The organism is Pseudomonas sp. FBCC-B1565 (assembly GCF_059133265.1).
On the sequence record NZ_CP101438.1, the window covers coordinates 4883091 to 4910089 of the forward strand.

22 protein-coding genes are annotated in these 26999 nt (G+C 61.2%); 8 read left to right on the forward strand and 14 right to left on the reverse strand.

What is annotated here, in order from left to right:
* Positions 1–21 precede the first annotated feature (21 nt).
* From fadA to NL123_RS22595, 3 genes are all read right to left on the reverse strand, one after another.
* A complete protein-coding gene (gene fadA / locus NL123_RS22585) occupies positions 22–1197 on the reverse strand; it encodes an acetyl-CoA C-acyltransferase FadA (protein WP_016975260.1) in 1176 nt (391 codons plus the stop codon).
* A 29-nt stretch (positions 1198–1226) separates the two neighbouring features.
* The gene (gene fadB / locus NL123_RS22590) at positions 1227–3374 is read right to left on the reverse strand and encodes a fatty acid oxidation complex subunit alpha FadB (protein ID WP_034102543.1); all 2148 of its coding nucleotides are present in this window, start codon (positions 3372–3374) and stop codon (positions 1227–1229) included.
* A gap of 448 nt (positions 3375–3822) precedes the next feature.
* Positions 3823–4260, reverse strand: a complete 438-nt coding sequence (locus tag NL123_RS22595) for a hypothetical protein (RefSeq protein WP_494356386.1) — start codon at positions 4258–4260, stop codon at positions 3823–3825.
* A 106-nt stretch (positions 4261–4366) separates the two neighbouring features.
* Here NL123_RS22595 and NL123_RS22600 point away from each other — a divergent pair, with 106 nt between their 5' ends.
* Positions 4367–4807: a universal stress protein gene (locus NL123_RS22600; RefSeq protein ID WP_071496727.1), complete on the forward strand. Its 441-nt coding sequence runs from the start codon at positions 4367–4369 to the stop codon at positions 4805–4807.
* A gap of 66 nt (positions 4808–4873) precedes the next feature.
* Here the strand turns inward: NL123_RS22600 and NL123_RS22605 are convergent, their stop codons facing one another.
* A complete protein-coding gene (locus tag NL123_RS22605; RefSeq protein WP_494356387.1) occupies positions 4874–6793 on the reverse strand; it encodes an ATP-binding cassette domain-containing protein in 1920 nt (639 codons plus the stop codon).
* A gap of 212 nt (positions 6794–7005) precedes the next feature.
* On the opposite strand from NL123_RS22605, the gene NL123_RS22610 reads away from it, so the two are divergent.
* Positions 7006–8934: a transglycosylase SLT domain-containing protein gene (locus NL123_RS22610; protein WP_248487004.1), complete on the forward strand. Its 1929-nt coding sequence runs from the start codon at positions 7006–7008 to the stop codon at positions 8932–8934.
* Between the two features lie 171 nt (positions 8935–9105).
* On the opposite strand, the gene NL123_RS22615 is transcribed toward NL123_RS22610, so the two are convergent.
* Positions 9106–10884 carry an ABC transporter transmembrane domain-containing protein gene (locus NL123_RS22615; RefSeq protein WP_494356388.1) on the reverse strand — a complete coding sequence of 593 codons (1779 nt, stop codon included), beginning with the start codon at positions 10882–10884 and terminating at the stop codon, positions 9106–9108.
* A 245-nt stretch (positions 10885–11129) separates the two neighbouring features.
* On the opposite strand from NL123_RS22615, the gene NL123_RS22620 reads away from it, so the two are divergent.
* The gene (locus NL123_RS22620) at positions 11130–11303 is read left to right on the forward strand and encodes a PA1571 family protein (protein ID WP_058425072.1); all 174 of its coding nucleotides are present in this window, start codon (positions 11130–11132) and stop codon (positions 11301–11303) included.
* Between the two features lie 53 nt (positions 11304–11356).
* On the opposite strand, the gene pdxB is transcribed toward NL123_RS22620, so the two are convergent.
* Positions 11357–12499 (reverse strand): 4-phosphoerythronate dehydrogenase PdxB, encoded by a 1143-nt coding sequence (pdxB, locus tag NL123_RS22625; RefSeq protein ID WP_494356389.1) that lies wholly within the window; start codon positions 12497–12499, stop codon positions 11357–11359.
* Between the two features lie 140 nt (positions 12500–12639).
* On the opposite strand from pdxB, the gene NL123_RS22630 reads away from it, so the two are divergent.
* Complete coding sequence (locus tag NL123_RS22630; RefSeq protein WP_248486998.1) at positions 12640–14034, forward strand: MATE family efflux transporter; 1395 nt, start codon at positions 12640–12642, stop codon at positions 14032–14034.
* Here NL123_RS22630 and tusA read toward each other — a convergent pair.
* Together tusA and rlmM are read right to left on the reverse strand one after the other, a co-directional pair.
* The gene (tusA, locus tag NL123_RS22635) at positions 14031–14276 is read right to left on the reverse strand and encodes a sulfurtransferase TusA (RefSeq protein WP_058425075.1); all 246 of its coding nucleotides are present in this window, start codon (positions 14274–14276) and stop codon (positions 14031–14033) included. The genes NL123_RS22630 and tusA overlap by 4 nt on opposite strands.
* A 146-nt stretch (positions 14277–14422) precedes the next feature.
* Complete coding sequence (gene rlmM, locus NL123_RS22640) at positions 14423–15499, reverse strand: 23S rRNA (cytidine(2498)-2'-O)-methyltransferase RlmM (protein ID WP_494356390.1); 1077 nt, start codon at positions 15497–15499, stop codon at positions 14423–14425.
* A 196-nt stretch (positions 15500–15695) separates the two neighbouring features.
* Between rlmM and acnA the strand changes: the two genes are divergently transcribed.
* Entirely contained in the window at positions 15696–18437 is a 2742-nt protein-coding gene (gene acnA, locus NL123_RS22645; RefSeq protein WP_494356391.1) for an aconitate hydratase AcnA, read from the forward strand.
* 162 nt (positions 18438–18599) lie between these two features.
* Here the strand turns inward: acnA and NL123_RS22650 are convergent, their stop codons facing one another.
* Positions 18600–19538 carry an aspartyl/asparaginyl beta-hydroxylase domain-containing protein gene (locus tag NL123_RS22650; RefSeq protein ID WP_034102532.1) on the reverse strand — a complete coding sequence of 313 codons (939 nt, stop codon included), beginning with the start codon at positions 19536–19538 and terminating at the stop codon, positions 18600–18602.
* Between the two features lie 109 nt (positions 19539–19647).
* On the reverse strand, positions 19648–20622 hold the full coding sequence (gene cysK, locus NL123_RS22655; RefSeq protein WP_248486996.1) for a cysteine synthase A: 975 nt from the start codon (positions 20620–20622) through the stop codon (positions 19648–19650).
* A gap of 126 nt (positions 20623–20748) precedes the next feature.
* Between cysK and NL123_RS22660 the strand changes: the two genes are divergently transcribed.
* The 3 genes from NL123_RS22660 (at position 20749) to NL123_RS22670 (ending at position 23948) form a co-directional block, all read left to right on the forward strand.
* Positions 20749–21825 (forward strand): DUF748 domain-containing protein, encoded by a 1077-nt coding sequence (locus NL123_RS22660; RefSeq protein ID WP_494356392.1) that lies wholly within the window; start codon positions 20749–20751, stop codon positions 21823–21825.
* Positions 21826–21924: 99 nt separating this feature from the next.
* Positions 21925–22770, forward strand: a complete 846-nt coding sequence (locus NL123_RS22665) for an AAA family ATPase (protein WP_494356393.1) — start codon at positions 21925–21927, stop codon at positions 22768–22770.
* Positions 22770–23948 carry a vWA domain-containing protein gene (locus tag NL123_RS22670; protein WP_071488994.1) on the forward strand — a complete coding sequence of 393 codons (1179 nt, stop codon included), beginning with the start codon at positions 22770–22772 and terminating at the stop codon, positions 23946–23948. The genes NL123_RS22665 and NL123_RS22670 overlap by 1 nt, the downstream gene beginning before the upstream one ends.
* Positions 23949–23990: 42 nt before the next feature.
* Here NL123_RS22670 and NL123_RS22675 read toward each other — a convergent pair whose 3' ends face one another.
* From NL123_RS22675 to NL123_RS22690, 4 genes are all read right to left on the reverse strand, one after another.
* Positions 23991–24569, reverse strand: a complete 579-nt coding sequence (locus NL123_RS22675; protein ID WP_494356394.1) for a hypothetical protein — start codon at positions 24567–24569, stop codon at positions 23991–23993.
* An 83-nt stretch (positions 24570–24652) separates the two neighbouring features.
* Positions 24653–25561, reverse strand: coding sequence for a 5-oxoprolinase subunit C family protein (locus tag NL123_RS22680; RefSeq protein ID WP_494356395.1), 909 nt, complete (start codon positions 25559–25561; stop codon positions 24653–24655).
* A complete protein-coding gene (pxpB, locus tag NL123_RS22685; protein ID WP_494356396.1) occupies positions 25558–26262 on the reverse strand; it encodes a 5-oxoprolinase subunit PxpB in 705 nt (234 codons plus the stop codon). Before pxpB ends, NL123_RS22680 begins: the two co-directional genes overlap by 4 nt.
* Positions 26259–26999, reverse strand: coding sequence for a 5-oxoprolinase subunit PxpA (locus NL123_RS22690; RefSeq protein WP_494356397.1), 741 nt, complete (start codon positions 26997–26999; stop codon positions 26259–26261). The genes pxpB and NL123_RS22690 overlap by 4 nt, the downstream gene beginning before the upstream one ends.

The following is a 26999-nucleotide window of genomic DNA, read 5'->3' on the forward strand; positions in this document are numbered from 1 at the left end:
CGGCTTCCGTCAACCCAACGCTTAAACGCGTTCGAAGACGGTGGAAATGCCTTGGCCGAGACCAATGCACATGGTTGCAACCCCAAGGTTGCCGCCATTTTGCTTCATCACGTTAAGCAAAGTGCCAGAAATCCGCGCACCGGAGCAACCGAATGGGTGGCCCAGGGCAATCGCGCCGCCGTGCAGGTTAACCTTCTCATTCATCTTGTCGAGTACTTTCAAATCTTTCAGCACCGGCAGGGCCTGTGCGGCGAAAGCTTCGTTGAGCTCGAAGAAGTCGATGTCGTTGATGGTCAAGCCCGCGCGCTTCAAGGCTTTTTGTGTGGCCGGTACTGGACCATAGCCCATGATCGCCGGGTCCACACCCGCCACTGCCATCGAACGAATCACGGCCAGCGGCTGGATACCCAGGTCCTGGGCACGCTGCGCCGACATCACGATCATGCACGAGGCACCGTCGGTGATTTGCGACGACGTACCGGCTGTCACGGTGCCGCCCTTTGGATTGAAAGCAGGCTTGAGCGCCGCCAGGCTTTCCAGGGTGGTGTCCGGACGAATGGTTTCGTCGTAGTCGAACAGTTTCAGGAAACCGTTCTCATCGTAGCCGTTCATCGGGATGATTTCATCCTTGAACTTGCCTTCCACGGTCGCCTTGTGAGCCAACTGGTGGGAACGCAGGCCGAACGCGTCCTGGGCTTCACGGGTAATGCCGTGCATTTTGCCGAGCATTTCCGCGGTCAGGCCCATCATGCCCGAGGCTTTTGCCGCGTACAGCGACATGTGCGGGTTAGGGTCGACGCCGTGCATCATGCTGACGTGGCCCATGTGCTCCACGCCACCGACCACGAACACATCACCGTTGCCGGTCATGATCGCCTGGGCGGCGGTGTGCAGCGCGCTCATCGACGAACCGCACAGGCGGCTGACGGTCTGGCCGGCAGCAGTATGCGGGATCTGGGTCATCAACGACGCCATGCGCGCGATGTTCCAGCCCTGCTCCAGGGTCTGGTTGACGCAACCCCAGATCACGTCCTCGACTTCGTTCGGGTCGACCTTGACGTTGCGTTCCAGCAGCTTGCTGATCAGGTGCGCCGACATGTCTTCGGCACGGGTGTTGCGGTGCATGCCGCCCTTGGAGCGGCCCATCGGTGTGCGACCGAAGTCGACAATCACCACGTCTCTTGGATTCAAGCTCATAAATATTCTCGCTCTAGTCGTCTGGGCGCTTAACCGAAGAAGCTCTGGCCATTTTTGGCCATTTCACGCAGCTTCGCGGTCGGGTGGTACAGCGGGCCCAGATCAGCGTATTTGTCAGCCAGGGCAACGAACTCAGCCACACCGATCGAATCGATGTAACGCAGTGCACCACCACGGAATGGAGGGAAACCAATACCGTACACCAGGCCCATGTCGGCTTCGGCGGCGGTTTCAACGATGCCGTCTTCCAGGCAGCGCACGGTTTCCAGGCACAGGGCGATCATCATCCAGTTGATGATGTCCTCGTCGGACACCTCACGCTGCTCGTAGATGACCGGAGCCAGCACTTCGTGCACCGACGGGTCGGCGACTTTCTTCTGCTTGCCCTTCTTGTCCGCCTCGTAGGCGTAGAAGCCCTTGCCGTTCTTCTGGCCCAGGCGCTTGGCCTCGTACAGCGCGTCGATCGCCGAGCGGCGGTCGTCTTTCATGCGGTCCGGGAAGCCTTCAGCCATTACGTCGCGACCGTGGTGGCCGGTGTCGATACCAACCACGTCCATCAGGTACGCCGGGCCCATGGGCCAGCCGAATTTTTCCATGACCTTGTCGATACGCACGAAGTCCACGCCGGCGCTGACCAGCTTGGCGAAACCGCCGAAGTATGGGAACAGTACGCGGTTGACCAGGAAGCCCGGGCAGTCATTGACCACGATCGGGTTCTTGCCCATTTTCTTGGCGTAGGCAACGGTGGTGGCAACCGCCAGCTCGCTGGACTTCTCGCCACGGATGACTTCCACCAGCGGCATCATGTGCACCGGGTTGAAGAAGTGCATGCCGACGAAGTTTTCCGGACGCTTGAGGGCCTTGGCCAGCAGCGAGATGGAAATGGTCGAGGTGTTGGACGCCAGGATAGTGTCGTCTTTGACCTGGGCTTCCACTTCAGCCAAGACCGCTTGCTTGACCTTCGGGTTCTCGACAACCGCTTCGACCACCAGGTCGACATGGCCGAAATCGCCGTAGGACAGCGTCGGACGAATGCCGTTAAGCACTTCAGCCATTTTCGCTGCGGTCATACGGCCTTTATCAACGCGGCCCACCAGCAGTTTCGCGGCTTCGGCCAGACCCTGCTCGATGCCGTGCTCGTTGATGTCTTTCATCAAGATCGGCGTGCCTTTGGACGCCGACTGATAGGCGATACCGCCGCCCATGATACCGGCGCCGAGTACGGCAGCCTGTTTCACGTCGCGGGCAATTTCGTCGTAGGCCTTGGCCTTTTTCTTCAGCTCCTGATCGTTCAGGAACAGGCCGATCAGGCTCTGGGCCGCCGAGGTTTTCGCTAGTTTGACGAAGCCCGCCGCTTCCACTTCCAGGGCCTTGTCGCGCCCGAAGTTCGCGGCTTTCTGGATGGTCTTGATCGCTTCAACCGGCGCTGGGTAGTTCGGGCCGGCCTGGCCAGCCACGAAACCCTTGGCGGTTTCGAACGACATCATCTGTTCGATGGCGTTGAGCTTGAGTTTTTCCAGTTTCGGCTGACGCTTGGCCTTGTAGTCAAACTCGCCGCTGATGGCACCCTTGATCAGGTTCAGTGCGGCTTCGGCCAGCTTGTCCGGAGCGACAACTGCGTCGACGGCACCGACTTTCAGGGCGTCTTCAGCCTTGTTTTCCTTACCGGCGGCGATCCACTCGATGGCATTGTCGGCACCGATCAGGCGCGGCAAACGTACGGTGCCGCCAAAACCTGGGTAGATGCCCAGCTTGACTTCGGGCAGGCCGATCTTGGCAGTGGCGGACATGACGCGGAAGTCTGCCGCCAGGCACATTTCCAGGCCGCCGCCCAACGCGATGCCGTTGATGGCAGCGACAGTCGGTACGTTGAGGTCTTCGAAATCGCTGAAAATCTTGTTGGCTTCGAGGTTGCCAGCCACCAGCTCGGCATCGGGCAGCTTGAAGTTGTCGACGAATTCGGTGATGTCAGCGCCGACGATGAACACGTCCTTGCCGCTGGAAACGATCACGCCCTTGACCGAAGCATCTGCTTTGATGGTGTCTACGGCCTGACGCAATTCATTCAGGGTTAGACGGTTGAACTTGTTGACGGACTCACCCTTGAGGTCGAATTTCAGTTCGACGATGCCACTTTCAAGAGCCTTAACCGTGATGGCTTTACCTTCGTAAATCATCAACTGATCTCCACGATATGGAAGCTGAACAGTACACATTGGACGCTGGCCTATGGGTTGGACATTGATGAAATCTTCAATGTTCACGCCAATCCGCCAGGCACACCCGCCAATGCGATAGTCGGGATTCTGTATGAGTCGTCTGACAGACAAACGCTCAATTCATACGCCCGTTTGATTTGGGTACGCCACCTTCATCCAATTCCGGGCAATTGTCAATCGCTCCAAAGACTAGGAAAAACGCGACTTTCCAGTCAGTTCAGAACCCCGCCCCCATACGTGCGCCTCGCCAATATTCAAATATTCACGAAATCAATAATAGAAAAGATGTGGGAAAAGACTGTACAGAATGGGATATGCGGCTAGGCTAGCCGCAACCAAAGATTTACCGGCCTGCCTGGCCAACTCCAGCCCGATGATGATTGTCGGGCTTTTTATTGCCTGCAATTCAGGCCAACGCCTTGAGCAGCGCATCGATATCCTTCAACACGCTCGCCTCGCCCTTCTCGCCCCAATACAGGGCGATCATCTGCTTGTCGGCTTCGATCTTGTAGACGTTGTCCGGCAGCGTCGCAAAATGCGGCAACAACTTTTCATCGACGCACACTTCACGCCACTGATTGACCCACACACTTGGCTCCAACTGCCAATAACACCAGATCGCCGGCGTACTGCCGCGCCGTGGCCGGCAGTACTGCGCGCAAGGGCTCGGCGGCTCCTGCTTGAGCCAGTGCGGCCACTCCTGGGGCGCCAGTTGCATGGCCAGGCCGATGCGGCGCGCCTCCATGCGCAGGGCCATGCGCCCGCTCTGGTGGCGCGACGGGCGCAACCATGCCAGGGGGCTCAGCAGCACCACAAGGATTGACACCACTATCCAGACCGTCATATGTGTACTCCCGAATTTACAGATGAGCGGATTTGATCTGACGCAACCCTATCCGCTTGAAAGCAGCCATACTGAATCTATTGCAGTCCCCCTGGAGGAACGCCTCATGCCCTACCAACATATTCTGGTCGCTGTCGATCTGACCGAAGAGTGCGATCCAGTGATCAAGCGCGCGCAGGAATCTGCATTGGCCAATGGTGCCGTACTGTCACTGGTGCACATCGTCGAGCCCATGGCCATGGCCTTTGGCGGTGACGTGCCGATGGACCTTTCCCAGTTGCAGCAACAACAATTCGACCAGGCCAAAGAGCGTCTGGACCGTTTGATTCTCAAGTACCCGCACCTGAAAAAGGAAGACTGCCACCTGACCTACGGCCAACCGCGCCAGGAAATCCACCACCTGGCCAAAGAAAAGGGTTGTGACCTGATCGTGGTCGGTAGCCATGGCCGTCATGGTTTGGCGCTGTTGCTGGGCTCCACCGCCAATGACGTCCTGCATGGCGCGCCGTGCGATGTGCTGGCCGTCAAGCTGGTAAAAGCCCCTTAAGACCGATATAAAAAGCCCGGCGTTCATACGAATGAACGCCGGGCTTTTTTAATGCGCTGAGATCACTCAGGCATCCAACTCAGCCCAACGCTCAACCAACACTTCCAGCTCCTGGTTCAGTTTCTCCAGGGAAGCGATGACCTTGGCCGTTTCCGCCGCCGGACGCAGGTAGAACCCCGCGTCAGCCATTTGCGCTTCTACCGCGGCAATCTGCTGTTCCTTGGCGTCGATATCACCCGGCAAGGCCTCCAGCTCCCGCTGCAGCTTGTAGCTGAGTTTCTTCTTGGCCGCCGGCGCGGCGTCCTGCGCCGGTGCAGCAGCAACCACCGGAGCCACCACGGCGGAGGTCAAGTCGGCCTTACCGGACTTGCTCTCGGTCACGCCCAGCAAACGCGGGGAACCGCCCTGGCGCAACCAGTCCTGGTAACCACCCACGTATTCACGCACCTTGCCCTCACCTTCGAAGACCAAGGTGCTGGTGACCACGTTGTCGAGGAATGCCCGGTCGTGGCTTACCATCAGCACGGTGCCGTTGAAGGTCAGCAGCACTTCTTCCAACAGCTCGAGGGTTTCCACGTCGAGGTCGTTGGTCGGTTCGTCGAGGACCAGCAGGTTGGCCGGCTTGCTGAACAGTTTGGCCAGCAGCAGGCGCGCACGCTCACCACCGGACAAGGCTTTCACCGGGGTACGCGCACGCTGCGGGCTGAACAGGAAGTCGCCCAAGTAGCTGAGCACGTGACGGCTCTGGCCGTCGATATCGATAAAGTCGCGGCCTTCAGCGACGTTGTCGATTACGGTCTTTTCCAGGTCCAACTGATGGCGCAACTGGTCGAAGTAGGCCACGTCGATCCGCGTGCCCTCCTCCACTTTACCGCTGGTCGGCTGCAAGCCGTTGAGCATCAGCTTGAGCAAGGTGGTCTTGCCAGTACCGTTGGCGCCCAGCAGGCCGATACGGTCGCCGCGCTGCAGGACCATGGAAAAGTCCTTGATCAGGAACGGGCCATCCGGGTGATGGAAGCTGACGTTCTCCAGCACCATCACCTGTTTGCCCGACTTGTCGGCGGTGTCCAGCTGGATATTCGCCTTGCCGGTACGCTCGCGACGCTCGCTGCGCTCAACACGCAGGGCTTTCAGGGCGCGTACGCGGCCTTCGTTACGGGTGCGACGGGCCTTGATACCCTGGCGGATCCAGACTTCTTCCTGGGCCAGTTTCTTGTCGAACAGCGCGTTGGCGGTTTCTTCGGCGGCCAGCGCGGCTTCCTTGTGCACCAGGAAGCTGGCGTAGTCGCCGTTCCAGTCGATCAGGCCGCCACGGTCCAGTTCCAGGATGCGCGTTGCCAGGTTCTGCAGGAAGGAACGGTCGTGCGTGATGAACAGCACGGCGCCCTGGAATTCCTTGAGGGCTTCTTCCAGCCAGGCAATCGCGCCGATGTCCAAGTGGTTGGTCGGTTCGTCGAGCAGCAGCAGGTCCGGCTCGGACACCAACGCCTGGGCCAGCAGCACGCGACGACGCCAGCCGCCGGACAACTCGGCGAGGGTCTTGTCCGCCGGCAGTTGCAGGCGACTCAGGGTACTGTCGACCAACTGCTGCAAGCGCCAGCCATCACGAGCTTCCAGGTCTTGCTGGACGTGCATCAGCTTGTTCAGGTCATCTTCGGTGACACAGTTCTGTGCCAGGTGATGGTATTCGGCGAGCAGTGCGCCAACGCCGTCGAGGCCTTCGGCAACCACGTCGAACACTGTCCGTCCGTCGGCCACCGGCAATTCTTGCGGCAATTCGCCGATCTTGAGGCCCGGCGCGCGCCATACGGAGCCGTCATCGGGCTTCTGGTCGCCCTTGACCAGCTTCATCATGCTGGATTTGCCGGTGCCGTTGCGGCCGATGATGCACACCCGCTCACCACGGGCGATCTGCCAGGACACCTTGTCCAACAACGGCATGGCGCCGAAAGCAAGGGACACATCGCTGAATTTGAGCAGGGTCATACGCTTCTCCAAAAACTGGGCGCGCATTCTACCTGAGTTAGGGGCTGAGGCGGCCGGGATTTTCTCAGTCGACATACTCTGAGAGACATTTCCGAGGAACTTGAACGAAGCGGCCGTCAAAGCTTTCACCGGCGTCAGGCAAAAGGCTAAGCTAGGGGCAATCAGTGTCGGCGATGCCGGCACTTGTCCAGATTCCTCTGCACGGACGTCTCATGCGCAGTCGCCTTTTCAGCTTTTTATCTTGTCTGCTTCTTTCCGCCACCGCCGTTCAATCCGCCCAGGCCGTGGACCTCACCACCCAACGTCAATACTACGATGAAGCCAAACGCGCCCTGGCCAAGGGCGATACCGGGCCGTACATGCAATACAGCCAGGCCCTGGCCGACTACCCGTTGACACCCTATCTGGCCTACGACGAACTGACCGCCCGCCTGAAAACCGCGAGCAACCAGGAAATCGAGCAGTTCCTCGCCAAAAACGGCGACCTGCCCCAGGCCAACTGGATGAAACTGCGCTGGTTGCGCTGGCTGGCCGAACGCGGCGACTGGCAGACCTTTGAAAAGTACTACGATGCCAAGCTCAATTTCGTCGAACTGGACTGCCTGCACGGCCAGTACCAGCTCACCCATAATCTGAAGGCCGAGGGCTACAAGACCGCCGAAAAACTCTGGATGACAGGCAAGTCCCAACCGGCTGCCTGCGATGTCACCTTTGGCCAATGGGCGGCTGACGGCCAACTCACCGAACAGAAGATCTGGGACCGTGCCAAACTCGCCGCCGAAGCGCGCAACTACGCGCTGGCCAACAGCCTGGTAAAAACCCTGCGCACGCTGGGCCCGCAAGGCCGCCTGATGGTGGACGTGGCGCAAAAGCCGGACATGCTCAGCGACCCCTCGCGCTTCCTGCCGGCCACCGAGGCCATGTCCGACGCCGTAGGCCTGGGCCTGCGGCGCCTGGCACGCCAGGATCCGGACAAGGCCATGGCCCTGCTCGACGGCTACGCCAGCAGCATGCACTTCTCCCGTGACGAAAAAGTGTCGATCGCCCGGGAAATCGGCCTCACCCTGGCCAAGCGCTATGACCCGCGCGCCCTTGAGGTGATGACCAAGTACGATCCCGAGTTGCGCGACAACACCGTGTCCGAGTGGCGCCTGCGCCTGCTGCTGCGCCTGGCCCGCTGGGAAGATGCCTACCAGTTGACCCGCAAACTGCCACAAGACCTGGCCATCACCAACCGCTGGCGCTACTGGCAGGCCCGCAGCCTGGAACTGGCCGAGCCGAAGAACCCGCAAGCGCTGGTCTTGTACAAGCACCTGGCGCAGGAGCGTGACTTCTACGGTTTCCTTGCCGCCGATCGCTCCAAGGCCCCGTACCAGTTGAAGAACAAACCCCTGCTGATGAGCCAGGCGCTGGTCAACAAAGTGCGCAATACCCCGGGCGTGCGCCGCGCCCTGGAGTTCTATGCACGCGGCCAGGTGGTCGATGGCCGCCGCGAGTGGTACCACGTCAGCCGTCACTTCAACCGCGACGAAATGGTCGCCCAGGCCAAGCTGGCCTACGACATGAAGTGGTACTTCCCAGCCATCCGTACCATCAGCCAGGCGCAATACTGGGACGATCTGGACATCCGTTTCCCGATGGCCCACCGCGATACCCTGGTGCGTGAAGCCAAGGTGCGCGGCTTGCATTCGAGCTGGGTGTTCGCGATCACCCGCCAGGAAAGCGCCTTCATGGACGACGCGCGCTCCGGCGTCGGCGCCAGCGGCCTGATGCAACTGATGCCCGGCACCGCCAAGGAAACCGCACGCAAGTTCAGCATCCCCCTGGCCTCCCCGGCCCAGGTGCTGGACCCGGACAAAAACATCCAGCTCGGCGCCGCCTACCTGAGCCAGGTGCACAGCCAGTTCAACGGCAACCGCGTACTCGCCTCCGCCGCGTATAACGCCGGCCCCGGCCGTGTGCGCCAATGGTTGCGCGGCGCCGACCACCTGAGCTTCGATGTGTGGGTGGAGAGCATTCCGTTCGACGAAACCCGCCAGTATGTGCAGAACGTGCTGTCTTATTCGGTGATCTACGGGCAGAAGCTCAATTCACCGCAGCCGTTGGTGGATTGGCATGAGCGATATTTTGATGACCAGTGAGGTCATGGCCTGAGGGCCAAGCTGACATTTGTGGCGAGCGGGCTTGCCCCGCGTTGGAGTGCGAAGCGCTCCCAATCCAGGCCACGCAGTGTGACGTTTTGGGGCTGCTACGCAGCCCAACGCGGGGCAAGCCCGCTCGCCACAACAAGCTTGTTCACCACATAGGCCGCGTTAACGTTCGCTTTTTCCGACCTCGGCCCCGTCACTGAACTGCAACGCCGCCAACCTTGCATACAACGCATTGCTCGCAATCAACTGCTGATGTGTCCCCACCGCCACCAGCTTGCCCTGGTCCATCACGGCAATCCGGTCGGCGTTCTTCACCGTGGCCAGTCGATGGGCGATCACTAGCGTAGTGCGCCCCTGCATCAATTGCGGCAGCGCTTGCTGGATCAGGTGTTCACTCTGCGCATCCAGGGCGCTGGTGGCTTCGTCCAGCAGCAGGATCGGCGCGTCCACCAGCAACGCCCGTGCGATGGCCAAGCGCTGGCGTTGTCCACCAGAGAGGCCCATGCCGCCGTCGCCCAGGTGGGTCTGGTAACCGTCGGGCATTTGCAGGATGAAATCGTGGGCGTGGGCAATGCGCGCCGCTGCTTCGACCTGTTCCTGGGTGGCCGTCGGGTTGCCGTAGCGGATGTTCTCTTCAACGCTGCCATAGAACAGCGCCGGGCTCTGGGACACTAGGGCGAAGTGGCGGCGCAGGTCCATGGGGTCGAGTTCGGTCAGCGGGTGGCCTTCAATGAGGATCCGGCCTTGCTGGGGGTCGTAGAAGCGCAGCAGCAAGTCGAAGATCGTCGATTTGCCCGCACCGGAAGGGCCGACCAACGCCAGGGTTTCGCCAGGGTTGATGGTCAGGTTCAGGCCGTCGATGGCATAGCTGTCCGGCCGTGAAGGATAGGAAAAGCGCAGGTCCTGCAGCTCCATGCGCCCGCTGACCCGCGCCGGCAACTGGACAGTGCCGGCGACCGGCGCCTGGATTTCGTTGCTCGACTGCAACAACTCGCCAATGCGCTCGGCGGCACCGGCGGCACGTTGCAGCTCGCCAAGCACCTCGCTGAGGGTGCCGACCGCGCTGCCGACAATCAGGCTGTAGAACACAAACGCCGCCAGCTCGCCGCCGGAAATACGCCCACTGATCACGTCCATGCCGCCGACCCACAGCATCACGCCCACGGCGCCGAGCACCAGCATGATCACCAGGGTAATCAGCCACGCACGCTGGGTGATGCGCTTGCGTGCGGTGGTGAAGGCACCTTCCACGGTGACGGCGAAGCGCTGTTCGTCCTGCACCTGGTGGTTGTAGGCCTGCACGGTCTTGATCTGGCCGAGGGTTTCTGACACATAGCTGCCCACATCGGCGATGCGGTCCTGGCTCTGGCGCGACAAGCTGCGCACGCGCCGGCCGAAGATCAGGATCGGCGCCAGCACCAGCGGCAGCGCCACCACCACGATGCTGGTGAGCTTGGGATTGGTGACGAACAGCAGCACGATGCCACCGATGACCATCAAGGCATTGCGCAGGAACAACGACAGCGACGAACCGATCACCGATTGCAGCAGCGTAGTGTCAGTGGTCAAGCGTGACTGGATTTCCGAACTGCGATTGTTCTCATAAAAGCCCGGATGCAGGTAGATCAGGTGGTTGAACACCTGCCGGCGGATATCCGCGACCACTCGCTCGCCGATCCACGACACCAGGTAGAACCGCGCAAAGGTGCCGACCGCCAGGCCCAGCACCAAGATCATGAACAGCCCGATGGACTGGTTGAGCAAGTGCGGCGACTGGGTCATGAACCCCTGGTCCACCAGCAGGCGGATGCCCTGCCCCATGGACAAGGTGATGCCGGCCGTGACGATCAGCGCCAACAGGGCGCCAAGCGCCTGCCAGCGGTAAGGGGCGATGAATCGACTGGCCAGGCGAATGGCACGGCGTTGACGGACTGAGAACATGGAGAGCATCACCAATGAGAAGTCTGTACACCTACATGGGGGGAACTTGGGCGAATAGCAATGAGTCAGGTTAATTATGCCCGCCGATGCTGATCCCTAGAGGCTATCGGTCTAACCCCTGGCTGGAAATTTGTATTGGTTTCTGGTGGACTGAGTGTTCGAACCGCTGACCTGGCAGGGAGTTGTAACAGCCTGGTCACGCGCGGGCTTTAGAGTAGGTACACAACCTGATGAGGAGACAGGCCATGACCTTGCAGAACAGCAGCGATGCCAAGATTGAAGTGATCCGCCAGCCGCAGCAGTTGCCTTGCTCGTACATTGACGCCCAAGGCCGCGAAGTGCAGATCACCGAAGAGATGATCCAGCAAGCGTGCAGCGAACTGGAACAGCGACTGGTCAAGCCTGCCCAGCAAGGCTGAAGCGCCCACGCTCTTTCAAACCCGGCCCTGGTGGCCGGGTTTTTTATTGGTCTCTAAACCGCTTCGGCGCCCAACGCGGACACGATGTTCGACAACACAGCCGACTCACCCAGGACGCGCACCTTCAAACCATCGATCTCGCGGCGCTCGGGGTAGTGCTTGCGCAGCAGGTCAAACGCCTTGCGCTGCTCGTCCACCGTTCCTACCAGGCTGCGGCGGAAATCCGCATCATCACGACGCGGGTCGTACACGCTGCGGCACAGCGTCGCCAGCGCCCAGGCCGGGTCGGTAGACGCATTCAGCTGCACCTCGGCCAACCACGGCGGTGGCAGCAAATCACGCAATTGAATGCTCGGCTCCTGCCCCAGGTGCGCGCAGAACGCCTGATAGATCTGCGCCGTGCCGCGCTGCTTGCCGTCCAGGCTGTAGCCGGCGATATGCGGCGTGGCCAATACGCACAGGTCAGCCAGGTCGACGTCCACCTGCGGCTCGCCCTCCCACACATCCAGCACCGCTTGCAGGTCTTCGCGGTCCAGCAGCACCTCGCGCAGGGCGGCATTGTCGACCACCGGGCCACGGCTGGCGTTGATCAGCCAGGTACCGGGCTTGAGCTGCTCAAGGCGTTGGCGGTCGAACAGGTGCCAGGTGGAGCCGTTACCGGACTTGGTCAGCGGTGTGTGCAGGCTGATCACGTCGCACTGCTCGATGATCTGCGCCAGGCTGACGTAATCGCCGTCTTCGGCGATCTGCCGGGGCGGGTCGCAGACCAGCACGTTCCAGCCCAGGCCCTTGAGCACCTTGACCAGTCGCCCGCCGACTTCACCGGCGCCAACCACGCCGTAGGTGCGCTGGTTAAGGTCGGCGCCTTCGATCTCGGCCAGCGTCATCAGGCTGCCCAACACATAATCCACCACGCCACGGGCGTTACAGCCGGGGGCGCTGGACCACTGGATGCCGGCCTGTTTGAAGTAGTCGAGGTCCAGGTGATCGGTGCCGATGGTGCAGGTGCCGACAAAGCGCACGTTCGTGCCATCGAGCAGGGCACGGTTGACGTTGGTCACCGAGCGCACCAGCAATACATCGGCCTGCTCGACCGTCGCACGGTCAATGGAGCGGCCAGGCACGCGGCGAATTTCACCGAAACCCTGGAAAAAGGCATCGAGCAGCGGAATATTTTCGTCGGCAACAATCAGCATGGCAGGCTCCTTAGGCGGACCCGCAGTGTACAGGGATCGCAGCCCTCGCTTACAAATCGCTAACACAGGTTTTTTCCTGACCGATGCGTCAGCGCGTAGAATCCGCCGTCCTTGCGCTGCCCTCGACTGGACACCTGTACGTGAACACTGCCACCGCCCCCCTTACCCGCCCCGCCCGCATTCGCCGGGAAGTGCGCGGCCTGCTGACGCTTGCCCTGCCGATCATGATCGGTCAACTGGCCACGACGGCGATGAGTTTTGTCGATGCGGTGATGGCCGGACGCGTCAGCCCCCAAGACTTGGCGGCGGTGGGCCTGGGCAACTCGATCTGGATTCCGGTGTACCTGCTGATGAGCGGCACGCTGCTGGCCACCACGCCAAAAGTCGCCGAGCGCTACGGTGCCGGGAAATTCACCGAGATCGGGCCACTGGTGCGCCAGTCGCTGTGGCTGGCGATTGTGGTCGGCATCGTAGGCGGGCTGTTGCTGTTGTGCGCGGAACCAATCCTGCACTGGATGAAGGTCGAGGCCGACCTGATCAAACCGTCCATGGGCTACCTGCACGGCATCGCTTCGGGCATGCCGGCCATCGCGCTGTACTACGTGCTGCGCTGCTTCAGCGACGGCCTGGGCCGCACACGGCCGAGCATGGTCATGGGCCTGGTCGGCCTGGCGCTGAATATTCCGCTGAACTACATCTTCATCTACGGCCACCTCGGCGTACCGGCCATGGGCGGCGTGGGCTGCGGCTGGGCCACGGCCCTTTCGATGTGGGCGATGGTGATTGGCCTGGCCGTGTGGACACGCTTCGGCCCGGCGTACCAGAGCAGCGAGTTGTTCAAGCGCTTCGACTGGCCGCAATGGGCGGTGATCAAGCGCGTACTCGGGATTGGCTTGCCGATTGGCATCGCGATCTTTGCTGAGTCCAGCATTTTCGCGGTCATCGCCCTGCTGATCGGCAGCCTCGGCGCCACGGTGGTCTCGGGCCATCAGATCGCGCTGAACGTCAGCTCGCTGGTGTTCATGATTCCCTACTCGCTGAGCATGGCGGTCACCGTACGGGTCGGCCAGGCCCTGGGCCGTGGTGAACCGCGTGAAGCACGCTTCGCCGCGGGTGTCGGCATGGGCACGGCGCTGGCCTACGCGTGCCTTTCATGCAGCTTGATGCTGCTGTTGCGCGAGCAGATTGCGGCGATCTACACCCCGGACCCGATCGTCATCCACCTGGCATCCACGCTGATCGTGTTTTCAGCGCTGTTCCAGTTCAGTGATTCGATCCAGGTCACTGCCGCCGGCGCCTTGCGTGGCTACCAGGACACCCGTGTCACCATGGTGCTGACCCTGTTCGCCTATTGGGGCGTGGGCCTGCCGGTGGGTTATGCCCTGGGCCTGACCGACTGGCTCGGCGAACCGAGCGGCCCGAGCGGCTTATGGCAAGGGCTGATCGTGGGCCTGAGCTGCGCCGCGGGGATGCTGCTGGTGCGCCTGGCGCGCAGTGCACGCCGGCGCATCCGCGTAGATAAAGCGCAGGGTTAAGCAGACTTCTTGCGGATCCAGTACAGGTACGTACCCGCCTGTTCCTGCTGATCCACCAGTTCGTGGTCCAGGAACACGCAGAACTTGGGGATATCGCGACGCGTGGACGGGTCTGTCGCGATCACCTTGAGCAGGCCGCCGGGCGGCAGGTCGCGGATGTGCTGGTGCAGCATCATCACCGGCTCCGGGCAGTTGAGGCCGGTGGCGTCGAGGGTGGCGTCGACGGGCAAATCGAGGTTCATACATCACTCCTGAAACGGATGCCGCTCCAAAGGTGGGAGCGGGCTTGCCCGCGAAGACACGGGCACATTCAACATAAGTTTCGACTGTTATACCGCTTTCGCGGGCAAGCCCGCTCCCACAGGGGTCCTGTGGTGATTTCAACTGTTCAGCGAGCCTTGGGTTTCTTCGCTGTTTCCAATCGACGCAAATGGCATGTCACTTCCTCACGGTCGTGGTACAGCTGCTTGCAGCCGATCTCCACGCGAATGCCACGCGCCCTGAAGCCGTCCTCAATGCGCTCCAGCAAGCGCTTCACTTCAGCGTAACGTTGCTTCATCGGCAACTTCAGATTCACCACCGCCTCGCGGCAATGCCCCTCGCCGATCCAGGTTTCCAGCAGCGCGGCGTTGCGCGCCGGCTTCTCGACGATGTCGCAGACCATCCAGTCCACTGGCTGCTTGGGCACGAAGGTGAAGCCGTCGGCCATCAAGTGCTGGACCAGGCCGGTGTCCATCAGGCTTTCGGCCATGGGGCCGTTGTCGATGGCGGTCACCAGCATGCCACGGTTGACCAGTTGCCAGGTCCAGCCGCCCGGCGCCGCGCCGAGGTCGACGCCAGTCATGTCGCCGTGCAGGCGCTCGTCCCACTGGTCGCGGGGGATGAAGTGGTGCCAGGCTTCTTCCAGCTTCAAGGTCGAGCGGCTGGGCGCCTCGCGGGGGAACTTGAGGCGCGGGATGCCCATCGGCCACATCGCCGAGTTGTTCGACTCGGCCAGGCCCATGAACACTTCGCGGCCGCTCTTGAAGGTCAACAGCAGGCGCGGCTTGTTCGGGTCGTCCACCAACTTGCCGGCGTTCAGCAGGGCTTTGCGCAGGTGCACTTCGAATTTCTTGCAGAAGTTCGACAGTTCCTTGCCGTCGTTGGTGTCGACCATCTCCAGCCACAGGCTGCCGCACACCGGGAATTCGCGCAGGTGGGCGAGGATCACGCTGATGCGGTCGGTTTCCGGCAGGTCGATGAACACCCCGCGCGCCCACTGCCTGGGGAAGATCAGCTCGGCAAAGTGCTGGCCGTGCATCAGGCGCTGGGCGCCGTCTTCTTCGGTGCAGACGAATTCGGCGCAGGCGCTGCCGGTCTTGGCCTTGGCGTAGCCGGAAACGTTCAGGCGCGCGGCGTGTTCCGCGATCTCGGAACAGACTTCGCCTTCAAAACCCGGGCGGCAGTGCATAAAAAGGGTGTTCATCAATTCTCCAAGTGAATCAACCGACCTTGCGCTGTCGCAATGCCTGTCATGAAAACCCGCGCATGATAACGGACTTCGGAACCTTGGACTTAACGATAGAGTCCAGTTATTAGCCTGCTAATGAAAACAGGGCTAAGTTGATAGCTCTGTTCGTCCCGTCAGGTCCGTAGCCGTGCGGACCATAAGGAGTCGTGTCATGTCATCGCTTGATAGCCTGAGAACCCTTAAAACACTGCAAATCGACAGCAAGACCTATCACTACTTCAGTTTGCCCGAGGCCGCCAAGAGTCTGGGTGACCTCGACAAGCTGCCGATGTCGCTCAAGGTGCTGCTGGAAAACCTGCTGCGCTGGGAAGACGACAAGACCGTCACCGGCGCCGACCTCAAGGCCATCGCCGCCTGGCTTAAAGAGCGCCAGTCCGACCGTGAGATCCAGTACCGTCCCGCCCGCGTACTGATGCAAGATTTTACCGGTGTACCCGCCGTGGTCGACCTGGCCGCCATGCGCGCCGCCGTGGCCAAGGCCGGGGGCGATCCGCAGCGCATCAACCCGCTATCGCCCGTGGACCTGGTAATTGACCACTCGGTGATGGTCGACAAGTTCGGCAACGCCGACGCCTTTGAGCAGAACGTCGACATCGAAATGCAGCGCAACGGCGAACGCTACGCCTTCCTGCGCTGGGGCCAGAGCGCCTTCGACAACTTCAGTGTTGTGCCGCCGGGTACCGGCATCTGCCACCAGGTCAACCTCGAATACCTGGGCCGCACCGTGTGGACCAAGGACGAAGACGGCCGCACCTATGCGTTTCCCGACACGTTGGTCGGCACCGACTCCCACACCACCATGATCAACGGTCTTGGCGTACTCGGCTGGGGCGTGGGCGGGATCGAGGCGGAAGCGGCGATGCTCGGCCAACCGGTGTCGATGCTGATCCCGGAAGTGATCGGCTTCAAGCTCACCGGCAAACTGAAAGAAGGCATCACCGCCACTGACCTGGTGTTGACCGTGACCCAGATGCTGCGCAAAAAGGGCGTGGTGGGCAAGTTCGTCGAATTCTACGGCGACGGCCTGGCCGACCTGCCGTTGGCCGACCGCGCCACCATCGCCAACATGGCCCCGGAGTACGGCGCCACCTGCGGCTTTTTCCCAGTGGATGAGGTGACACTGGACTACCTGCGCCTGTCAGGGCGCCCGGCAGAAACCGTGAAGTTGGTCGAGGCGTACACCAAGGCCCAGGGCCTGTGGCGCAACGCCGGCCAGGAACCGGTGTTCACTGACAGCCTGGCCCTCGACATGGGCAGCGTCGAAGCGAGCCTGGCCGGGCCGAAGCGCCCACAGGACCGCGTAGCCCTGCCGAATGTGGGCCAGGCCTTCAGCGACTTCCTCGACCTGCAATTCAAACCCACCAACAAGGAAGAAGGTCGCCTGGAAAGCGAAGGCGGCGGCGGGGTTGCCGTGGGCAATGCAGACCTGGTGGGCGAAGCCGACTACGAATACGACGGCCAGACCTATCGCCTGAAAAACGGCGCCGTGGTGATCGCCTCGATCACCTCCTGCACCAACACCTCCAACCCCAGCGTGATGATGGCCGCCGGGCTGGTGGCGAAAAAGGCCGTGGAAAAGGGCCTGACCCGCAAGCCCTGGGTGAAAACCTCGCTGGCCCCCGGCTCCAAAGTGGTCACCGACTACTACAAGGCGGCCGGCCTGACCCAGTACCTGGACAAGCTCGGCTTCGACCTGGTCGGCTATGGCTGCACCACCTGCATCGGCAACTCCGGACCATTACCGGAGCCGATTGAAAAAGCCATCCAGAAGGCCGACCTGGCCGTGGCCTCGGTGCTGTCCGGCAACCGCAACTTCGAAGGCCGGGTGCATCCGCTGGTGAAAACCAACTGGCTGGCGTCGCCGCCGCTGGTCGTCGCTTATGCCTTGGCCGGCACCGTGCGCATTGATATCAGCAGCGAACCGCTGGGTAACGATCAAGACGGCAAGCCGGTGTACCTCAAGGACATCTGGCCGAGCAGCAAAGAGATTGCCGACGCCGTGGCCCAGGTCAGCACCGGCATGTTCCACAAGGAATACGCCGAGGTGTTCGCCGGAGACGCGCAATGGCAAGCCATTGAAGTGCCGCAAGCGGCGACCTACGTGTGGCAGAAGGACTCCACTTACATCCAGCACCCGCCGTTCTTCGATGACATTGCAGGGCCGCTGCCGGTGATTAAAGACGTCAAGGGCGCCAATGTGCTGGCGTTGCTGGGCGATTCGGTGACCACCGACCACATCTCCCCCGCCGGTAATATCAAGACCGACAGCCCCGCCGGCCGTTACCTGCGCGAACAGGGCGTGGAGCCACGAGACTTCAACTCCTACGGCTCACGCCGTGGCAACCATGAAGTGATGATGCGCGGCACCTTTGCCAACATCCGTATCCGCAATGAAATGCTCGGCGGTGAGGAAGGCGGCAATACGCTGTACATCCCCACTGGCGAGAAGATGGCGATCTATGACGCGTCGATGAAATACCAGGCGTCGGGCACACCGCTGGTGGTGATCGCCGGCCAGGAATACGGCACCGGCTCCAGCCGCGACTGGGCGGCCAAGGGCACTAACCTGCTGGGGGTCAAGGCGGTGATTGCCGAGAGCTTCGAGCGTATCCACCGCTCCAACCTGGTGGGCATGGGCGTACTGCCGTTGCAGTTCAAGCTGGATCAGAACCGCAAGTCGCTCAAGCTTACGGGCAAGGAGAAGATCGACATTCTCGGCCTGACGGACGTGGAGATCGTACCGCGCATGAACCTGACGCTGGTGATTACGCGGGAGGATGGCAGCAGCGAGAAGGTCGAGGTGTTGTGCCGGATCGATACATTGAATGAAGTGGAGTACTTCAAGGCGGGCGGCATCCTGCACTACGTACTGCGCCAGCTGATCGCATCTTAAGAGCACCGCAATACCAATGTGGGAGGGGCGGTGCGACGGTTCGACTTGCCCCCGATAGCAGTGGATCAGTCAACACATACAGTGACTGAAACATCGCCATCGGGGGCAAGTCGAACCGTCGCACCGCCCCTCCCACATTTTGACCGCGTTTAACGTTTCAGATCAGCCGAACAGCCACTTCCACAGCAGTACCAAAACAACTACAGCCAGCACCGGCCGCGCAATGCGGTAAGCCTTCGGATGCTTGCGCTTCCACTGCTTGACCACACCGCTGAACTTGTCACTGAAGGTCTTGCTCCAGGCATACGCCTGGTTGATCCCGCCCACGCGCTCGTCATCCAGATTTTGCGGCGCAGTCGCGCGGCCCAACTGCTTGCTGACCCAGCGATTGACCCGGGTCATCAGGCGGTTACTCAGCGGTCGCTCGATGTCGCAGAACAGGATCACGCGGGTCTGTTCGGTTTCGTTCTTGACCCAGTGCACGTAGGTCTCATCGAACATCACGTCTTCACCGTCGCGCCAGGCGTAGACCTGGCCGTCGACGAAGATGCGGCAGTCGTCGGAGTTCGGCGTGGACAGGCCCAGGTGGTAACGCAGGGAACCGGCAAACGGGTCGCGGTGCGGGTTGAGGTGGCTACCGCCCGGCAACAACGCGAACATCGCGCCTTTCACGTTAGGGATGCTGCTTACCAAGGCCACGGTTTTCGGGCACAGCGCCTCGGCCGATGGCAGCGGTTTGTCGTACCACTTGAGGTAGAAACGCTTCCAGCCTTTCTTGAAGAACGAACCGAAACCGGCGTCGTTGTTCTTTTCGGCGGCGCGGATATAACCCTCGTCGAACAGGTGCATGGCCTCTTCGCGGATCACTTCCCAATTGTCCTTGAGCACGTCCAGTTCCGGGAACTTGCTGCGGTCCAGGTAGGGCTTGGACGGCACGGCCGAGAACAGGTACATCAAGGCGTTATACGGGGCGAACAGCGCCGAATGGTTGACGAACTGGCGCAACATCGGCAAACGCGCCTTGCCGCGCAGGTGCACATACAGCGTGCTGCCGATAAACAACGCCAGCACCGACAGCTTGGCGGCCAAAGAAAAGGTCATGCAGCAACTCCTGGAAATAAGCGCCTGGCCAACAGCAGACGTAGCAGCCGGCCATGATAAACACTTGGGCCAGTATGCAGAAGGCCCAAGGTATTGGCGCTGACATACATCAAGCCTGGTTTTCCTGCTCGGTAAACAAATCGCTGAACAGCATGCTCGACAGGTAGCGCTCACCGGAGTCCGGCAAAATCACCACGATGGTCTTGCCCTGCATTTCCGGTTTCTCGGCCAGGCGCACGGCCACGGCCATCGCCGCGCCGCAGGAAATACCGCACAGTATCCCCTCTTCTTGCATCAGGCGAAGGGCCATGGCCTTGGATTCGTCGTCGGTCACCAGTTCCACGCGGTCGACCATCGCCAGGTCGAGGTTCTTCGGCACGAAACCGGCGCCAATGCCCTGGATCTTGTGCGGGCTGGGCTTGATCTCTTCACCGGCCAGGGCCTGTGTGATCACCGGCGACACGATCGGCTCGACGGCCACCGACAGGATCGGCTTGCCCGCAATGTTCTTGATATAGCGCGACACGCCGGTGATGGTGCCACCGGTGCCCACGCCCGCCACCAGCACGTCCACCGCGCCATCGGTGTCATTCCAGATTTCCGGACCGGTGGTTTTCTCGTGGATGGCCGGGTTGGCCGGGTTTTCGAACTGGGCTGGCATGAAGTAAGTGGCCGGATCGCTGGCGACGATTTCGCCGGCTTTTTCGATAGCGCCCTTCATGCCCTTGGCCGGTTCAGTCAGCACCAACTCAGCGCCGAGGGCCTTGAGTACCTTGCGCCGCTCGATGCTCATGGACGCCGGCATGGTCAGCAGCAGCTTGTAGCCACGGGCAGCGGCGACAAACGCCAGGCCAATCCCAGTGTTGCCCGAAGTCGGTTCCACAATGGTCATGCCCGGCTTGAGTTTGCCGGTGCTTTCCGCGTCCCAGATCATGTTGGCGCCAATGCGGCACTTCACCGAGTAGCCCGGGTTACGCCCTTCGATCTTGGCCAGGATGGTCACGCCACGCGGCGCGATCCGGTTGATCTGCACCAGGGGCGTATTACCGATGGAGTGCGCGTTGTCTGCAAAGATGCGGCTCATGACGGGTCCTATTGGCGGTATTCAGGAAGGCAACAAGGGTATGCCTCGTGCCGCCAAGCGTCCAGTCGGAGGAACGTTGCGCCCATCGCAACAGTCCACTCCCCATACGGACAGAGGACCCTCCCCATGAAACGTCGCTACAGCTGGCCACTATGGACCGTTGCCGGATTGCTGGTGGTACTGGTCGCCCTGAGCATTGCCCTGCCCTATCTGGTGCGCAACTACCTGAATAACAAGCTCGCCGACATGGGCGACTACCGTGGCCAGGTCACCGACGTCGACCTGGCCCTGTGGCGCGGCGCCTACAGGATCAACGGCCTGCAGATCATCAAGGTCGACGGCAAGGTGCCGGTACCGTTCGTCAAGGCGCCGCTGATCGACCTGGCGGTGAGCTGGCACTCGCTGTGGTACGACCATGCGGTGGTGGCCAAGGTGCTGTTTATCAACCCCGAGGTGAATTTCGTTGACGGCGGCGCCAACAAGCAGGCGTCCCAGACCGGTAAAGGCACCGACTGGCGCGAACAGTTGAGCAAGCTGGCTCCCATCACCCTCGATGAAGTGCGCATCGAAGACGGCAAGATCGCCTTCCACAACTTCAGCTCCAAACCACCGGTCAACCTCAATGCAACCTCGGTCAACGCCAGCTTCTACAACCTGACCAACATCGTCGACGTCCAAGGCAAGCGCGACGCCCGCTTCGACGGCAAGGCCCTGCTCCAGGGCCAGGCGCCGCTGGAAGCCAGCGCCACCTTCGATCCGCTGAGCAATTTCGAAAACTTCGAGTTCCGCTTCCGCGCCAAAGACCTGCAACTCAAGCGCATGAATGACTTCGCCTCGGCCTACGGCAAATTCGACTTCAAGGCCGGCACCGGCGATGTGGTGATCGAAGCCCAGGCGGACAAAGGCCAATTGACTGGTTATATCAAGCCGTTGCTGCGCGATGTCGAAGTGTTCGACTGGCAGCAGGACGTGGAAAACAAAGACAAGAACATCTTCCGCTCGATCTGGGAAGCCGTGGTCGGTGCCAGCGAAACCGTGCTGAAAAACCAGAGCAAAAACCAGTTCGCGACCCGCGTCGAACTCAGTGGCAGCGTGCACCAGCAGAATGTCAGCGCGTTCTCCGCGTTTTTGGCGATTTTACGCAACGGCTTTATCCAGGCGTTCAATGCGCGGTACGAACAACCCAAGCCCTCGGCGGATTGAATGTGACCGGTCATTCAGAGACTGAATAACCCACCTGCGTTCACAGTCGCCGGGGCTGCGCGGTATAGTCCCGGCATTGATGAATGCGAGGAAACACCGATGAAGTTCGAAGGCACCCAGGCCTATGTGGCTACCGATGACCTGAAACTGGCCGTCAACGCTGCCATCACCCTGGAACGGCCGCTGCTGGTCAAGGGCGAACCGGGCACCGGCAAGACCATGCTCGCCGAGCAATTGGCCGAGTCCTTCGGCGCCAGGCTGATCACCTGGCACATCAAGTCCACTACCAAGGCCCACCAGGGCCTGTACGAGTACGACGCGGTGAGCCGCCTGCGCGACTCGCAACTGGGTGTGGACAAGGTGCACGACGTGCGCAACTACCTGAAGAAGGGCAAGCTCTGGGAAGCGTTCGAGTCGGAAGACCGGGTAATCCTGCTGATCGACGAAATCGACAAGGCCGACATCGAGTTCCCTAACGACCTGCTGCAAGAACTCGACAAGATGGAGTTCTACGTCTACGAAATCGACGAGACCATCAAGGCGAAAAAGCGCCCGATCATCATCATTACCTCCAACAACGAAAAAGAGCTGCCGGACGCGTTCCTGCGCCGCTGCTTCTTCCACTACATCGCCTTCCCCGACCGCACCACCCTGCAGAAGATCGTGGATGTGCACTACCCGGACATCAAGAAAGACCTGGTCAGCGAAGCGCTGGACGTGTTCTTCGACGTGCGCAAAGTGCCCGGCCTGAAGAAAAAGCCCTCCACCTCCGAACTGGTCGACTGGCTCAAGCTACTGATGGCCGACAACATCGGCGAAGCGGTGCTGCGCGAGCGCGACCCGACCAAGGCCATCCCGCCGCTGGCCGGTGCGTTGGTGAAGAACGAGCAAGACGTGCAGTTGCTGGAGCGTCTGGCGTTCATGAGCCGTCGCGGTAATCGCTGATGTTGCTCAACCTGTTCAACGAGATGCGCGCCGCCAAGGTGCCGGTATCGGTGCGCGAGTTGCTCGACCTGATCAACGCGCTGAAACAGCGCGTGACCTTCGCCGACATGGACGAGTTCTACTACCTGGCCCGGGCGATCCTGGTCAAGGACGAGCGGCATTTCGACAAGTTCGACCGGGCCTTCGGTGCTTATTTCAACGGGCTGGAGAAGCTCGACGACCACCTGCAGGCACTGATCCCCGAAGAGTGGCTGCGCAAAGAGTTCGAACGTTCGCTGACCGATGAGGAGCGCGCACAGATCCAGTCCCTGGGTGGCCTCGACAAGCTGATCGAGGAATTCAAGAAGCGCCTGGAAGAACAGAAAGAACGCCACGCTGGCGGCAACAAGTGGATAGGCACCGGTGGCACCAGCCCGTTTGGCTCCGGCGGCTATAACCCGGAAGGCATTCGTGTCGGTGATGCCGGCAAGCGCCAGGGCAAGGCTGTAAAAGTGTGGGACCAGCGCGAGTACAAGAACCTCGACGATCAGGTCGAGCTGGGCACGCGCAACATCAAGGTCGCCCTGCGCCGCCTGCGCAAATTTGCACGCCAGGGCGCGGCGGAAGAGTTGGACATCGACGGCACCATCGACCACACCGCCCGCGACGCCGGTTTGCTGAATATCCAGATGCGCCCGGAGCGGCGCAACACCATCAAGCTGCTATTGCTGTTCGATATCGGCGGCTCGATGGACGCCCATGTGAAGATCTGCGAAGAACTGTTCTCCGCGTGCAAGACCGAGTTCAAGCACCTGGAGTACTTCTACTTTCACAACTTCGTGTACGAATCGGTGTGGAAGAACAACCAGCGCCGCACCTCGGAACGCACCTCGACCCAGGATTTGCTGCACAAATACGGCGCCGATTACAAAGTGATCTTTATCGGCGATGCGTCGATGGCACCGTACGAGATCACCCAGGCCGGCGGCAGCGTCGAGCACTGGAACGAGGAGCCTGGGTATGTGTGGATGCAGCGCTTCATGGCCAAGTACAAAAAGCTGATCTGGATTAACCCGTATCCGAAGGACACGTGGGGGTATACGGCGTCGACGGGGATTGTGCGGGAGTTGGTGGAGGATCAGATGTATCCGCTGACATTGCGCGGGCTTGAGGAAGGGATGCGGTTTCTGTCGAAGTAGCCTGAAAACCTGTAGTCGCGGGCAACGACTACAGGACTGTCATCAGCCGTGCTGGGCGTCGGTCCAACCGAACTTCAGGAACAGCGCGGCAAACTGTTTGACCAGTTCAGAGTCCTTCTTGTCGACCTTACGGTCATTGTTGACATCCTGATTGATCGAGACCCCACCAAGGCCATTCCCATCGGCATAGACTGCCGCCGTATAGGCGATGCTTTCATCGGTGGGTACACCTTCACCTTGATGAAAATGCAGGCGCACCGTGTCAGGCACGCCGTTGCCATCAAAGTCCCGGGCAAACACTTTCAAGTATTTATCAAAGGGTTCGTCAAGGCTGAACCAATTGAACTCAAGAAACAGCTGGGCCAACTCAATGGCCTGTGCACGGTCAACCGCATCGACGATGCCATCCTGGTTCACATCATCGGCAATGACCCAGTCCAGCTTCCCGTCATCGGTGATATCGAAGGTTGTGGCCTGGTGGACAAGCGTCGGTGTACGGGTATCGTCGTGAAACTCAAGCGTGACCACGTCGGGCACATCGTTATCGAGTATGTCCTGTGCGTAGATCTTCATGTAGCGCATGGTGAATCCTGATTGTGAATGAACGACCAAGACTTCCATGCGCGTCCTTGCGGACCAATACGACAGAGGACTCAAACACCGTAGGAGATATCTCGTATTGTGATTGCGTACTGCCTCCGTACTTAAATGAAGCGACGCAAAAAGTCGACGTGCTGGCGGTGCGCGGTCTCTTGCACCACCGGCGACAACCTGACCATTTCCCCCGGCAGACACTGCGCCAGCCGCGCCAGTGACAACGGCGTCAGTGCCCCGAGGCGTGGATAGCCGCCGATGGTCTGCCGATCATTGAGCAACACAATCGGCTGCCCGTCCGGCGGCACCTGGATCGCGCCCAGGGGAATGCCCTCGGAAATCAGCGACGGCCCCTGGTACTGCAAAGGTGTACCCAACAAACGCATGCCCATGCGGTCGGCGCGGCTGTCCAGGGACCAATCGCTGTTGAAGGCATCGAACAGGCTTTGGCCGCTGAACTGGCCGATCTGGGCGCCGAGGATGACATCCAGTGATGCGCCGGTTGGCAATTGGGGTTCACTCAGTACCTTCATGGCCCCGCCCGCCCCCGAATAAACGAGGCGCCCGCCTTCGGCCAACGCCCTGCCAAAACCGTCCACCCCGCCCAATTCCTCACGTACAACCGTGGCGCAACTGCCGAGCACATCCGGCGCGTCAAAGCCGCCCGGTGCCGCAAGGTAGGCCCGCGCACCGCTGAACGGCTGGGTAAAGCGCAAACGCTGGCCCTTTTGCAGGATAAAACTGCGTCCAGGGCTGATGGCACGTTCGTCGATAGACGCGCCCAGGTCCGCACCGGCCAGGGCCAGCAGGCAATAGTCCTCGGCCTGCACGGTGAAACCGCCCAGGGTGATTTCCACCACCGGCGCGTCCAGGGCATTGCCCAGCAGCCAGTTGGCCCAGGACATCGACACCCAGTCCAGCGCCCCGCCCTGGGTCACGCCCAGGTGGCGCACGCCAAAGCGACCGGCGTCCTGCAACAGGCACAGCGGCGTGCTGGCCTCGATCAATAAGCGGCTCATGCCTGCGACTCCAACGGCGTGTCATCGCCACCCAGCTTGATGAATTCAGCATGCTCGACCGCTTCGAAGCGCACCGTGTCACCAGGCTGCATCAGGCTGTAGCCGTCGCGCTCACGGTCGAAAAGTCTGGCCGGCGTGCGGCCGATGAGGTTCCAGCCGCCCGGCGACACCACCGGGTAGGCGGCGGTTTGCCGTTCGGCAATGCCGACGCTGCCGGCCGCCACGCGTTTGCGTGGGGTACTGAGGCGCGGGGTGGCGAGGATTTCATCCACCAGCCCCATAAAGGCAAAGCCGGGCGCGAAGCCAAGGGCAAACACCTGGTATTCGTGGGCGCTGTGGCGGCGAATCACTTCGTCGATCGCCAAGCCGCTGCGCTGGCTGAGCAAGGTCAATTCCGGGCCGACGCTCAGGTCGTACCACACCGGCAGCACATGGCACTGGCCGCCTCCCTGGGCCTGCGGCTGCAGGTCGGTGAGGGCCTGGTCGATCAGCTCCCGCGCCTGGGCCGGGTTCACTGCGTTGAGGTCGTAATGCACCATCAACGTGGTGTAAGACGGCACCAGGTCCACCAGTGCCGCGCCAAACCCGCTGCGCAGGCGCTGGGTAGCGGCGAGCATCCACGGCATGTTGGTCTCGGCGATAGCATCAAACAGACGCACCATCAGGCAGTCGATGGCGACCACTTCAATCCGTGGCTTCATGCTGGCTTCAATGCCTCGCGGATGCGCTGCACGGCCGCGACCGAGCTCGCGTTGTCGCCGTGCACGCACAGGGTATTGGCTTGCAGGAGCAGCGGGCTGCCGTCGCTGGCAATCAACGTTTCACCACGGGCAAGGGTCAGGGCTTGCTGGACGATAATGTCGGAATCATGGTGCACGGCGCCCGGCAACTGCCGCGACACCAGGTGCCCCTTATTGTCGTAAGCGCGGTCAGCGAAGGCTTCAAACCAAAGGGTGACGCCGTATTCATCGCCCAAGGCCTGGGCCGCGCTGTTGTCGCGGGTGGCGAGCAGCATCAGCGGCAACTCGCCGTAGGCCGCCACGGCTTGGATCACCGCGCGCAATTGCACGGGGTTGGCCATCATGTCGTTGTACATCGCGCCGTGGGGTTTGACGTAGCTGACCCGCCCGCCCTGGGCACGGCAGATACCCTCGAGCGCACCAATCTGATAGTGCAGCAGGTCCTGGATTTCCTGCGGGGTATAAGCCATCGAGCGGCGGCCAAAGCCTTGCAGGTCCTGGTACGCCGGATGCGCACCGATTTGCACGCCATGCTTAAGCGCCAGGCTGACGGTCTTGCGCATGATGCTCGGGTCGCCAGCATGGAAACCACAGGCCACATTGGCGCAATCGATGAACGGCATGACCTCGGCATCCAGACCCATGGTCCAGTTGCCAAAGCTTTCGCCGATGTCGCAATTGAGTAGAAGACGGCTCAC